This window comes from Streptococcus infantis (genome assembly GCF_019929575.1).
Classification (GTDB): domain Bacteria; phylum Bacillota; class Bacilli; order Lactobacillales; family Streptococcaceae; genus Streptococcus; species Streptococcus infantis_L.
In genome coordinates this window covers 22,550-35,149 of sequence record NZ_JAHZPU010000010.1, presented here as the reverse complement: position 1 = coordinate 35,149, position 12,600 = coordinate 22,550, and the positions used below count along the sequence as shown (strand labels likewise).

The following is a 12,600-nucleotide window of genomic DNA, read 5'->3' as shown; positions in this document are numbered from 1 at the left end:
TCACTTATACATTGACAAAGGTTCTGTCTTTTTTTACAATTATATCATGAAAAATCTTAAAACAAAAGTCTCATTGCTCTGTTGTCACAAGTAGAAAGGAAGTGTTATGGCTGAACGAAGAATTTCTGAAAATTCCCTAGAAAATCTCAGAAAATCAAATAAAGAATCCAATTTACTGACCAGAGAAGCTATTGAAACAGCTCTCTTGCAACTTTTGGAGAAAAAGGACTTGACAAAGATTAGCATTTCTGAGTTAGTCAAGCGTGCTGGCGTTTCTCGTGCAGCCTTTTATCGAAACTACGACTCCAAAGAAGAGATTTTAGAAAGCGTCTTTAAACGCAGTGTCCATAATATCATGGAGCAACTGAGTCATTACGATGTCAAAACGGATCTTTATCTGGTTTGGGTTCACCTCTTTAGAGAAGCCAAGAAAGAAGCCAAGGTTATTCAGCTTGCCTTGGACTACCACTTGGAAAAAATCTTTGTTCAAGCCATGCAAGATTTTTTAGAAAAATACTATGGAAAATCAAAAGGAGTCAGCTCTTACCTGCATTCTTTTTGGAGTTCTGCCATCGTATCAGTCTTGCTTAAATGGATTAAGGATGGAATGAAGGTTCCTGCTGAAAAAATCGCAGATCTGCGCTTGCCATTTTTCAAAAAATAAATCAAGAGGAGAGAAGTTATGACAGAAAAAAGACTGGCATGGGATGAGTATTTTGCTGCTCAAGCTCTATTAATTGCCAATCGTTCGACCTGTAAACGTGCCAAGGTAGGAGCTGTTTTAGTCAAGGATAATAAGGTTATTTCAACAGGCTATAATGGCTCTGTATCAGGAACAGAACATTGTATTGACCATGACTGTTTGGTGATTGAGGGTCACTGTGTTCGTACCCTTCATGCCGAGGTAAATGCTATTTTACAAGGGGCAGAACGTGGTGTTCCAAAAGGATTTACTGCCTATGTCACTCATTTTCCTTGCCTCAACTGCACCAAGCAATTACTTCAAGTAGGATGCGAGCGTGTTGTGTATATTAACCAATACCGTATGGATGACTACGCCCAATACCTTTATCAAGAAAAGGGGACAGAATTGACCCATTTGCCACTAGAGACAGTACAAGCAGCTCTTCAAGAAGCTGATTTGATTTAGAATTATAAAAAATAAATGGTTTCAAAAGCTTTTTGGACCATTTTTTGGTATAATAAGAAGAATAAATTGAAAGAAGGAATTCAGAAAATGGGAAAACTTGAAGTTATTAATCATCCACTGATTCAACACAAATTGTCAATCTTGCGTCGTACGGACACTTCTACAAAAGCTTTTCGTGAGCTAGTTGATGAAATTGCAATGTTGATGGGATATGAAGTACTTCGTGATCTTCCACTTGAAGATGTAGAAATCGAAACACCAATCACAAAAACAGTTCAAAAACAATTGGCTGGTAAAAAATTGGCAATTGTCCCAATCTTGCGTGCCGGTATTGGTATGGTTGATGGACTATTGAGTTTGGTTCCAGCAGCTAAAGTTGGTCACATTGGTATGTACCGTGACGAAGAAACCCTTCAACCAGTAGAATACTTGGTAAAATTACCTGAAGATATTGACCAACGTCAAATCTTTGTAGTTGACCCTATGCTTGCGACAGGTGGATCAGCGATTTTGGCTGTTGACTCCCTCAAAAAACGTGGTGCTTCAAACATCAAGTTTGTCTGCCTTGTGTCTGCTCCAGAAGGTGTGAAAGCTCTTCAAGAAGCTCACCCAGATGTAGAAATCTTCACAGCAGCTTTGGATGAGCACTTGAACGAACATGGTTACATTGTTCCAGGTCTTGGGGATGCTGGTGACCGCTTGTTCGGAACAAAATAGGATTCTAAAGTGAGATTGAGACTATTTCCCTAGTTTTAGTCTTGAAATGAGGTTGAATTTTTGTATCTGTCTTTAGAATAGAGCAAAGATTTGACCTTTTTTGACCAAAAATATATAATAATTTTATTGACAAAGAAATTTAGAAATCAGAAGGAGAATTGAATGATTCCTGTAGTTATTGAACAAACAAGTCGTGGAGAACGTTCATATGATATTTACTCACGTCTTCTAAAAGATCGTATCATCATGTTGACTGGACCAGTCGAAGACAATATGGCAAACTCAGTCATTGCCCAATTGCTTTTCTTGGATGCTCAAGATAGTACAAAAGATATCTATCTTTATGTAAATACTCCAGGTGGTTCAGTATCAGCTGGTTTAGCAATCGTTGATACTATGAACTTTATCAAGGCAGATGTCCAAACCATCGTTATGGGGATGGCTGCTTCGATGGGTACAATTATTGCTTCAAGTGGAGCAAAAGGTAAACGTTTCATGCTTCCAAATGCAGAATACATGATTCACCAACCGATGGGTGGTACAGGTGGTGGTACACAGCAAACCGATATGGCTATTGCTGCTGAACACTTGCTAAAAACTCGTAAGACTTTGGAGCAAATTCTTGCAGATAATTCTGGCAAATCAGTTGAGCAAATCCATGCAGATGCTGAACGTGATTACTGGATGAGCGCTCAAGAAACACTTGAATATGGTTTCATCGATGAAATCATGGCAAATAATTCATTAAACTAATAATCCTTAAAAGCAAACTCGACTGAGTTTGCTTTTTTTGGTATAATAGTAAGAAGATTGTTAGAAGGAAGTTGTAATATGTTTCAAAAAGAGAATCGGTCTGGCCTGATTATCTACCTATACTATAATCGTGATGCAAAAAAGCTCGGTCATTATGGTGATGTTTGTTACCACTCAAAAAAACACCGTTATCTGCAACTTTATGTCCCAACAGAAGAAGTGGAAGAACTGGTGAGCCGTTTAGGAAAAGAGAAATTTATCAGAAAAGTGAGACTTTGTCATATCCAAGAATTGGAAACTCCTTTTGTTGGTAGTCTATACAGAAATAGCGAAAACGTTATCATGCAAAAATCGTGATAAATGTATTGACAATTTTCTGATAATTCGGTATATTCTTAACATATAATTTAAATTGAATATTAAAAGGAGACAAACATGAAGAAAAAATTTGCCTTATCACTTGTAGCTCTTGCAAGTGTAGCTGTTTTAGCAGCTTGTGGAGAAGTGAAGTCAGGAGCTTCAAACTCAACTGGTAACGAAATCGGCAAAGAACTAAAAATCGGTTTTAACTTTGAAAAAACTGGTGAAGTAGCAGCCTACGGTAGCGCTGAACAAAAAGGTGCTCAATTGGCCGTTGATGAAATCAACGCAGCTGGTGGTATCGATGGAAAACAAATCGAAGTTGTAGACAAAGATAACAAATCTGAGACAGCTGAAGCAGCTACCGTTACAACAAACCTTGTTACCCAATCAAAAGTGAACGCTCTTGTAGGACCTGCAACTTCAGGTGCCACTGCCGCAGCGGTTGCCAATGCTGGTAAAGCAGGTGTACCATTGGTAACCCCATCAGCAACTCAAGATGATTTGACAAAAGGTCAAGATTACCTTTTCCGTGCAACCTTCATAGATAGCTTCCAAGGACAAATTATTGCTAAATACACAACTGATAACTTGAAAGCGAAGAAAGTCGTTCTATACTACGATAACTCATCTGACTATGCTAAAGGGATTGCTGAATCTTTCAAGAAATCTTATAAAGGTGAAATTGTAGCGACAGAAACGTTCCAATCTAAGGATACAGATTTCCAAGCCGCACTTACAAAAATCAAAGATAAAGACTTCGATGCCATTGTCCTTCCAGGGTACTACACTGAAACTGGTAAAATTGTAAACCAAGCACGTGGTATGGGAATCAAACAACCAATAATCGGTGGTGATGGATTTAGTGATGCTAAATTCGTTGAACAAGCAACACCTGCTGCAGCTACAGACATCTACTACGTAGCTGGATTCTCTACTGAAGGTGAAATGACTGATAAAGCCAAGAAATTCGTAGAAGCTTATAAAGCGAAATACAACGAAGAACCTTCAATGTTTGCAGCCTTGGCATATGATTCAGTTTACATGATTTCGGAAGCATCTAAAGGTGCTAAGAACTCTGTCGAATTGAAAGACAACCTTGCGAAGTTGAAAGACTTGGAAGGTGTTACTGGTACAATGTCTATTGACAAAGACCATAATCCGGTTAAATCTGCACTTATGATTGGCTTAAAAGATGGTAAAGTTGAGTCAGTTGAGTCGGTTAAACCTTAATCTAGTAGATATCGTAAATGGGGAATGAGCTTTTACTCACTCCCTGTTTCGGTGTTTATGAAAGGATTATTTTTTTATAAAAATCCTAAAAAAACTAATTAGAAAGAGTGAACCATATGCTTCAACAACTTGTCAATGGTCTAATCTTGGGGAGTGTCTATGCACTGCTAGCCCTGGGGTATACTATGGTTTATGGAATTATCAAGCTCATTAACTTTGCCCACGGAGATATTTATATGATGGGTGCTTTTATGGGTTATTATTTGATTAATTCCTTGCAATTAAATTTCTTTGTTGCCTTGATTTTATCAATGGTCGGAACAGCAATTCTTGGTGTTATCATTGAGTTCCTAGCTTATCGTCCATTACGTCATTCAACTCGTATCTCTGTATTGATTACAGCCATCGGAGTATCCTTCTTACTTGAGTATGGGATGGTCTATCTAGTCGGAGCTAACACACGGGCATTTCCTCAAGCAATCCAAACAGTTCGTTATGACTTAGGTCCAATCAGTTTAACAAATATTCAATTGTTGATTTTGACTGTCTCACTTGTTTTGATGGTTCTTCTACAACTCATCGTGCAAAAAACCAAGATGGGGAAAGCCATGCGTGCCGTTTCTGTAGATAGTGATGCTGCTCAGCTGATGGGGATTAACGTGAACCGTACAATCAGTTTTACCTTTGCATTGGGTTCAGCTCTAGCTGGTGCAGCGGGTGTCTTGATTGCACTTTACTATAACTCTCTTGAACCATTGATGGGAATGACTCCAGGTATTAAATCATTTGTGGCTGCCGTTCTTGGTGGTATCGGAATTATCCCTGGTGCAGCTCTGGGTGGCTTTGTTATTGGTCTTTTGGAGACATTTGCTACCGCCTTCGGAATGTCAGATTTCCGTGATGCCATCGTGTATGGAATCTTGCTCTTAATCTTGATTGTTCGTCCAGCTGGTATCCTCGGTAAGAATGTGAAAGAGAAGGTGTAAACAATGAAAGAAAATTTAAAAGTTAATATTCTATGGTTATTCCTTTTGTTGCTTGGATATGGTTTAATTAGCCTATTGGTTTCAGTAGGAGTCTTGAATCTTTTCCATATTCAGATTATTGAACAAATCGGTATCAATATTATTCTAGCAGTAGGTCTTAACCTAATCGTTGGGTTCTCTGGTCAGTTTTCACTTGGACATGCTGGATTTATGGCTATTGGTGCTTATGCAGCAGCCATTATTGGATCAAAATCTCCAACCTATGGTGCATTCTTTGGAGCTATGTTGCTCGGCGCCATTATTGCTGGTTTAGTTGCCCTCATCGTTGGTATTCCTACCTTACGTTTGAAAGGGGACTACCTTGCGGTTGCAACACTAGGTGTTGCTGAGATCATTCGAATCTGTATTGTTAATGGTGGTGAACTAACTAATGGTGCTGCTGGTATTTTGGGAATTCCTAACTTTACAACTTGGCAAATGGTCTACTTTTTTGCAGTGATTACAACGATTGCCACTCTTAATTTCCTTCGCAGTCCTATCGGACGTTTAACCTTATCCGTTCGTGAAGATGAGATTGCTGCTGAGTCAGTAGGGGTAAATACTACAAAAATTAAAATCATTGCTTTTGTTTTTGGTGCTGTTACTGCAAGTATCGCAGGTACTCTTCAGTCAGGGTTTATCGGATCAGTCGTACCAAAAGATTATACGTTCATCAACTCTATCAATGTATTGATTATCGTTGTATTTGGTGGTTTAGGATCCATTACAGGGGCAATTGTTGCTGCAATCGTGCTTGGAATCTTGAACATGCTCCTTCAAGACGTGGCCAGCGTTCGTATGATTATCTATGCTTTGGCCTTAGTACTCGTTATGATCTTCAGACCAGGTGGTCTTCTTGGGACTTGGGAATTGAGCCTATCACGTCTCTTTAAAAAAGGCAAGAAGGAGGGACAAAACTAATGGCATTGCTTGAAGTAAAAAATTTAACCAAACATTTTGGTGGTCTGACAGCCGTTGGGGACGTCACTCTCGAATTGAACGAAGGTGAACTTGTTGGTTTGATTGGACCGAATGGTGCTGGGAAAACAACCCTCTTCAACTTGTTGACAGGTGTTTATGAACCAAGCGAAGGAACAGTAACCTTGGATGGTCACTTGTTAAATGGCAAGCAACCCTATAAAATCGCATCTCTAGGTTTAGGGCGTACCTTCCAAAACATCCGTCTATTTAAAGATTTAACAGTTTTGGATAATGTTTTGATTGCATTTAGTAATCACCATAAGCAACATGTGTTTGCAAGTTTCTTGCGCTTACCAGCTTTTTACAAGAATGAAAAAGAGTTGAAAGCTAAAGCCTTAGAATTACTAAAAATCTTTGATTTGGATGGAGATGCTGAAACTTTAGCTAAAAATCTAGCCTATGGTCAACAACGTCGTTTGGAAATTGTTCGTGCTCTTGCTACAGAGCCTAAAATCCTCTTCTTGGATGAGCCTGCAGCGGGTATGAACCCACAAGAAACTGCAGAATTGACTGAGTTGATTCGTCGCATCAAAGATGAATTCAAAATTACTATCATGCTGATCGAACATGATATGAACTTGGTTATGGAAGTTACTGAGCGTATCTACGTCCTTGAGTACGGTCGTTTGATTGCTCACGGTACACCAGATGAAATCAAGAGTAATAAACGTGTTATCGAAGCTTATCTAGGAGGTGAAGCCTAATGTCTATGTTGAAAGTTGAAAACCTCTCAGTACACTACGGTATGATTCAAGCTGTACGTGACGTGAGCTTTGAAGTTAATGAAGGAGAAGTTGTTTCTCTTATCGGTGCTAACGGTGCTGGTAAGACAACCATCCTTCGTACCCTATCAGGTCTTGTGCGTCCAAGTTCTGGTCGAATTGAATTTTTGGGACAAGAAATCCAAAAGATGCCTGCACAAAAGATTGTAGCATCAGGACTTTCTCAAGTACCAGAAGGTCGTCACGTTTTTCCTGGCTTGACAGTTATGGAAAACTTGGAGATGGGCGCCTTCCTTAAGAAAAATCGTGAAGAAAATCAAGCGAATCTAAAAAAAGTATTTTCACGTTTTCCTCGTTTAGAAGAACGGAAGAACCAAGATGCGGCTACCCTTTCTGGTGGTGAACAGCAGATGCTTGCTATGGGACGTGCGCTTATGTCAACGCCTAAACTTCTTCTCTTAGATGAACCATCAATGGGGCTTGCACCAATTTTCATCCAAGAAATTTTTGATATCATTCAAGATATTCAAAAACAAGGTACAACTGTTCTTTTGATCGAGCAAAATGCCAATAAAGCACTAGCCATCGCAGATCGAGGCTATGTTCTTGAAACAGGTAAAATCGTTCTTTCAGGAACAGGTAAAGAACTCGCAGCATCAGACGAAGTCAGAAAAGCATATCTAGGTGGCTAAACTAGTCTGGGAGACTAGTTTAGGTTGTGGATTGAGATTGCGAATGCAATCCCTCTATAGTCTGGGGGACCTTTTTAGTCTGCAGATAAGGATTGCGAGACAAATTACGTAATCAAGATATTGAGAGAGTGGGACAGAAATCGGTAATTCGTTAGAATTCGATTTCGTCGTCCCACCTCTGCACAGTTGAGTAGGGCTGTAAAAGCTGATGAAATCAGCGTAGTAGAACCCACTCAACCACTGCGTCTTGCTCGATAATCCAAAGACAATTGAGAGGCTAGGACTTTTGTCCCAGCCTCTTTTTAAAGTCTTACAGAGTTTTCTGAATCTTGAAAAAGAGATGAAAGCGTTTGATTGATTTTCGTAAAAAGTGTATAATAAAGCTATAAACATAAAGGAGAGTTCCTATGGCAGTCAAAGATTTTATGACACGAAAGGTCGTATATATTAGTCCTGATACGACTGTTGCGCACGCAGCTGATTTGATGCGCGAACAAGGCTTACACCGTCTTCCTGTTATTGAGAATGATAAATTGGTAGGCTTGGTAACAGAAGGGACAATCGCTGAAGCTAGTCCTTCAAAAGCAACTAGTCTTTCAATTTTCGAGATGAATTATCTGCTTAATAAGACAAAAGTAAAAGACGTCATGATTCGAGATGTTGTTACTGTCTCAGGCTATGCAAGTTTAGAAGATGCAACTTATCTCATGCTTAAAAATAAGATTGGTATTTTGCCAGTTGTTGACAACGGACAATTGTATGGAGTCATTACAGATCGTGATGTATTCAGTGCCTTTCTTGAAATCGCTGGTTATGGGGAAGAGGGAATCCGTGTTCGTTTTATCACAGAAAATGAAGTTGGGGTGCTCGGCAAGATTGTTTCTTTAATCGTTGAGGAAAATCTTAATATTTCTCATACTATTAATATTCCACGTAAAGATGGTAAGATTGTTATCGAAGTTCAAATTGAGGGAACAGTTGATCTAGCTTCCTTTAAACAGAAATTCGAATCTGAGAATATTCAGGTAGAAGAAATTACACAAACTTCTGCAAAAAAACTGTAAAAAATAAAATATAAGCAGTTTTTACTTGCAAAAAAAAATTTTTTCAAGTATAATAATTTATTGTGAGCAAACCTCACTTACCCCTTGCAATGTCTTGGGGTCATTAGACCAAAAGGAGGAACATATCAATGGCTAAATACGAAATTCTTTATATCATTCGTCCAAACATTGAAGAAGAAGCGAAAAACGCTTTGGTAGCACGTTTTGACTCTATCTTGACTGACAACGGTGCAACTGTTGTTGAATCAAAAACATGGGAAAAACGTCGTCTTGCATACGAAATCCAAGATTTCCGCGAAGGACTTTACCACATCGTTAACGTTGAAGCAAATGATGATGCAGCTCTTAAAGAGTTTGACCGTCTTTCAAAAATCAACGCTGACATTCTTCGTCACATGATCGTCAAACTTGACGCGTAAGAAGGTAGATTATGATTAACAATGTTGTACTTGTAGGGCGTATGACTCGTGACGCTGAGTTACGTTATACCCCATCAAATGTAGCAGTTGCGACTTTTACTCTTGCAGTAAACCGTACATTTAAGAGTCAAAATGGCGAGCGTGAGGCTGATTTTATCAATGTCGTTATGTGGCGCCAACAGGCTGAAAATCTTGCTAACTGGGCTAAAAAAGGCTCACTTATCGGGGTGACAGGTCGTATCCAGACTCGTAGTTACGATAACCAGCAAGGACAACGTGTCTATGTGACGGAAGTCGTGGCTGAGAATTTCCAAATGTTGGAAAGCCGTAGTGTGCGTGAGGGACATACTGGTGCAGCTTATTCTGCTCCAAGTTCAAACTACTCAGCACCTACAAATTCAGTACCAGACTTTTCACGTGATGAAAATCCATTCGGAACAACTAATCCTTTGGATATTTCAGATGATGATTTACCATTCTAATGGACAATTAATACTATAAAGGAGAAAAAACATGGCTCAACAACGTCGTGGCGGATTCAAACGCCGTAAAAAAGTTGATTACATCGCAGCAAACAAAATTGAATATGTTGATTACAAAGATACTGAGCTTCTTAGCCGTTTCGTTTCAGAACGTGGGAAAATCCTTCCTCGTCGTGTAACTGGAACTTCAGCTAAAAACCAACGTAAAGTAACAACAGCTATCAAACGCGCTCGCGTAATGGCTTTGATGCCTTTCGTAAACGAAGATTAAAGAAAAGACCCGGTTGGGTCTTTTTTTCACGAGCCTTAAAATGAGAGAGCGAGTTTGGGTCCGAGTGGCCCTCTTTTTCATGTGCTTGAAAACAAGAAAGCGAATTAAGAGCCGGTTGGGTCTTTTTTCAGGTCCAGTGGACCTCTTTTTCATGAGCATGAAAACAAGAAAGCGAATTAAGACCCCGACGGGTCTTTTTTTCACGAGCATAGAAATGTGAAAGCGAGTTGAGGTCCGGGGGACCTCTTTTTCATGAGCTTGAAAATAAGAAAGCGAATTAAGACCCCGACGGGTCTTTTTTCAAGAGATAGTTTTTTTCTGACCTTGGCGTGCTATAATGGTAGGAGAAAGCTATAAAGGAGAAGCTTATGAAGACGACATGTTCAATTAGAAAAATGCAAGAATCTGACATAAAAAATCTAGCTCGAGGATTTATCAGCCAAGGTTGGCCAAGTAGAGAGGAGATTTTAACTCGATACTTTAAGGAGCAAGAAAGTGGGGAGAGAGAAGTCTTAGTTGCAGAGGTTGAGGGTGCTGTAGCGGGCTACATTACCATTTTGCCCTCTGCTAAACATGGTCCTTTTGCAGAAGTCTATCCAGAATTATCAGATTTTAATGTGTTTGAGCCTTTTCGAAATCAAGGGATTGGGAATCAACTGCTAGAAGAAGCAGAAAAACGAGTCAAGTTTGTTTCGAGTAAGGTCACTCTTGGTGTAGGTTTGCACTTAGGCTATGGCCCTGCCCAGAGATTGTATATCAGACGGGGCTACATTCCAGATGGGACAGGTGTCTGGTATCGAAATCAACCCTTGGAAATGAATGCAACTAGCCAAAATAATGATGATTTGGTTTTGTATCTAGTAAAGGAATTCGGATAAGAGACAAGGATTTTATTGGGGATATGGGATTCCTCTACTTTATGGTATAATGGAAAGAGTGAATTGAAGGAGGTAATGAGATGGATGCGAAATTAAGATATAAGGCGAAAAAGATAAAGATTGTTTTTTTTGATATTGATGATACTTTGCGAAACTCAAAGACTGGTTTTATCCCAACCTCAATTCCAACAGTATTTCAACAATTACGTGAAAAAGGTATTTTGACTGGAATTGCGACTGGTCGTGGGATTTTCGGTGTCGTGCCAGAGATTCGCGAGCTTAAACCTGACTTTTTTGTTACTCTGAATGGTGCTTATATTGAGGATAAAAAGGGCAATGTTATTGATAGCAACAAAATTGCTAAAGATAAGGTTGAAACCTATGTTGCTTGGACTAAGGAAGTGGGGATTGACTATGGTTTAGTTGGTAGTCATACTGCTAAACTCTCCACTAGAACTGAGTTGATTAGTGAGGCCATTGATCCAATTTATCCCGATTTGGGTGTCGATCCTGATTTTTACCAAAAAGAAGACATCTATCAGATGTGGACTTTTGAAGATAAGGGGGATGACTTACACTTGCCTGACAGTCTTGCTGATAAACTTCGCATAGTTCGTTGGCATCACCATTCATCAGATGTGGTACCAATTTCCGGTTCAAAAGCAGCTGGTGTAGCAAAAGTTGTAGAACATTTAGGTCTTAAACCTGAGAACGTGATGGTCTTTGGAGACGGTCTTAACGATTTAGAACTCTTTGATTATGCAGGTATTAGCATTGCTATGGGCATTTCTCATGACAAAATCAAAGAAAAAGCAGATTATATTACAAAAATATTAGAAGAAGATGGCATTTTCGATGCCTTAGAAGGATTTGGTATGGTAGAAAAAGAATTACATTTTCCACAAGTAGACATTGAAACAGTAGAAGGTCCGATTGCGACTATTAAGACAAATCGCGGAGACTTGCGTATCAAGCTCTTCCCAGATCATGCTCCTAAAACGGTAGCTAACTTTGTAGCTCTTTCAAAAGATGGTTACTATGATGGTGTTATTTTCCACCGTATAATCAAGGACTTTATGATCCAAGGTGGAGACCCAACTGGAACTGGTATGGGTGGCGAGTCAATCTATGGTGAATCATTTGAGGATGAGTTCTCAGAAGAACTTTACAATATCCGTGGTGCTCTTTCCATGGCTAATGCTGGACCAAATACAAATGGTAGCCAGTTCTTTATCGTCCAAAATCAACATCTGCCTTATTCTAAGAAAGAAATTGCTCGTGGTGGTTGGCCAGAACCGATTGCGGAAATCTATGCAGAACAAGGTGGAACTCCTCACCTAGACCGTCGTCATACTGTATTTGGTCAACTTGCGGATGAAGCTTCTTACGAAGTTCTGGATGCAATTGCAGGTGTCGAAACAGGTGCAATGGATAAGCCAGTTGAAGATATCGTGATTCAAACGATTGAAATTGAGGACTAAAATGAAAATTGGTGATAAGCTAAAAGGGCGAATTACAGGAATTCAATCCTATGGTGCTTTTGTAGAATTAGAGAATGGTACTACAGGGTTAATTCATATATCTGAAATTCGAACTGGCTATATAGAAAACATTTATGATGTTTTAAAAATTGGAGATGAAGTCCAGGTACAGGTGGTAGATTTTGATGAATATACAGGGAAGGCTAGCCTTTCCATTCGTACCTTGGAAGAAGAAAAACATCAGTTACCGAGACGGAGACGTTTTTCAAGTGACCGTGTCAAATACGGCTTTGCTCCTTTGGCTCGCATGATGCCTATCTGGACAAAGGAGGCCATCTCTAATCTAAATAAGAAAAAGTCCTAATTGATTTC

General features: G+C 39.4%; 17 protein-coding genes. All 17 read left to right on the top strand.

What is annotated here, in order from left to right; translation table 11 throughout:
• Positions 1 to 106: 106 nt before the first annotated feature.
• The 17 genes from K1I67_RS04930 (at position 107) to K1I67_RS04850 (ending at position 12,592) form a co-directional block, all read left to right on the top strand.
• Complete coding sequence (locus K1I67_RS04930) at positions 107 to 664, top strand: TetR/AcrR family transcriptional regulator (RefSeq protein ID WP_223339076.1); 558 nt, start codon at positions 107 to 109, stop codon at positions 662 to 664.
• 18 nt (positions 665 to 682) lie between these two features.
• Positions 683 to 1,150, top strand: coding sequence for a deoxycytidylate deaminase (locus K1I67_RS04925; protein WP_223339075.1), 468 nt, complete (start codon positions 683 to 685; stop codon positions 1,148 to 1,150).
• Positions 1,151 to 1,237: 87 nt separating this feature from the next.
• Positions 1,238 to 1,867 carry a uracil phosphoribosyltransferase gene (upp, locus tag K1I67_RS04920; RefSeq protein ID WP_223339100.1) on the top strand — a complete coding sequence of 210 codons (630 nt, stop codon included), beginning with the start codon at positions 1,238 to 1,240 and terminating at the stop codon, positions 1,865 to 1,867.
• 162 nt (positions 1,868 to 2,029) lie between these two features.
• Positions 2,030 to 2,620, top strand: a complete 591-nt coding sequence (gene clpP / locus K1I67_RS04915) for an ATP-dependent Clp protease proteolytic subunit ClpP (protein WP_000613459.1) — start codon at positions 2,030 to 2,032, stop codon at positions 2,618 to 2,620.
• Between the two features lie 78 nt (positions 2,621 to 2,698).
• Positions 2,699 to 2,977 carry a YlbG family protein gene (locus tag K1I67_RS04910; protein WP_223339074.1) on the top strand — a complete coding sequence of 93 codons (279 nt, stop codon included), beginning with the start codon at positions 2,699 to 2,701 and terminating at the stop codon, positions 2,975 to 2,977.
• A gap of 78 nt (positions 2,978 to 3,055) precedes the next feature.
• A complete protein-coding gene (locus K1I67_RS04905; protein WP_223339073.1) occupies positions 3,056 to 4,213 on the top strand; it encodes an ABC transporter substrate-binding protein in 1,158 nt (385 codons plus the stop codon).
• Positions 4,214 to 4,329: 116 nt separating this feature from the next.
• The gene (locus K1I67_RS04900) at positions 4,330 to 5,199 is read left to right on the top strand and encodes a branched-chain amino acid ABC transporter permease (protein WP_223339072.1); all 870 of its coding nucleotides are present in this window, start codon (positions 4,330 to 4,332) and stop codon (positions 5,197 to 5,199) included.
• Positions 5,200 to 5,202: 3 nt separating this feature from the next.
• A complete protein-coding gene (locus K1I67_RS04895) occupies positions 5,203 to 6,159 on the top strand; it encodes a branched-chain amino acid ABC transporter permease (RefSeq protein WP_223339071.1) in 957 nt (318 codons plus the stop codon).
• Complete coding sequence (locus K1I67_RS04890) at positions 6,159 to 6,923, top strand: ABC transporter ATP-binding protein (RefSeq protein ID WP_001185990.1); 765 nt, start codon at positions 6,159 to 6,161, stop codon at positions 6,921 to 6,923. The genes K1I67_RS04895 and K1I67_RS04890 overlap by 1 nt, the downstream gene beginning before the upstream one ends.
• The gene (locus K1I67_RS04885; RefSeq protein ID WP_000062228.1) at positions 6,923 to 7,633 is read left to right on the top strand and encodes an ABC transporter ATP-binding protein; all 711 of its coding nucleotides are present in this window, start codon (positions 6,923 to 6,925) and stop codon (positions 7,631 to 7,633) included. Before K1I67_RS04890 ends, K1I67_RS04885 begins: the two co-directional genes overlap by 1 nt.
• Before the next feature lie 407 nt (positions 7,634 to 8,040).
• Entirely contained in the window at positions 8,041 to 8,697 is a 657-nt protein-coding gene (locus K1I67_RS04880) for a CBS domain-containing protein (protein WP_223339070.1), read from the top strand.
• A gap of 128 nt (positions 8,698 to 8,825) precedes the next feature.
• A complete protein-coding gene (gene rpsF, locus K1I67_RS04875) occupies positions 8,826 to 9,116 on the top strand; it encodes a 30S ribosomal protein S6 (RefSeq protein WP_049530661.1) in 291 nt (96 codons plus the stop codon).
• An 11-nt stretch (positions 9,117 to 9,127) separates the two neighbouring features.
• A complete protein-coding gene (ssbA, locus tag K1I67_RS04870; protein ID WP_223339069.1) occupies positions 9,128 to 9,598 on the top strand; it encodes a single-stranded DNA-binding protein SsbA in 471 nt (156 codons plus the stop codon).
• A 31-nt stretch (positions 9,599 to 9,629) separates the two neighbouring features.
• Positions 9,630 to 9,869, top strand: a complete 240-nt coding sequence (gene rpsR, locus K1I67_RS04865) for a 30S ribosomal protein S18 (protein ID WP_000068664.1) — start codon at positions 9,630 to 9,632, stop codon at positions 9,867 to 9,869.
• A gap of 368 nt (positions 9,870 to 10,237) precedes the next feature.
• Entirely contained in the window at positions 10,238 to 10,747 is a 510-nt protein-coding gene (locus K1I67_RS04860) for a GNAT family N-acetyltransferase (RefSeq protein ID WP_223339068.1), read from the top strand.
• 80 nt (positions 10,748 to 10,827) lie between these two features.
• On the top strand, positions 10,828 to 12,228 hold the full coding sequence (locus K1I67_RS04855) for a bifunctional Cof-type HAD-IIB family hydrolase/peptidylprolyl isomerase (RefSeq protein WP_223339067.1): 1,401 nt from the start codon (positions 10,828 to 10,830) through the stop codon (positions 12,226 to 12,228).
• A 1-nt stretch (position 12,229) separates the two neighbouring features.
• On the top strand, positions 12,230 to 12,592 hold the full coding sequence (locus K1I67_RS04850) for a S1 RNA-binding domain-containing protein (RefSeq protein ID WP_223339066.1): 363 nt from the start codon (positions 12,230 to 12,232) through the stop codon (positions 12,590 to 12,592).
• Positions 12,593 to 12,600 lie beyond the last annotated feature (8 nt).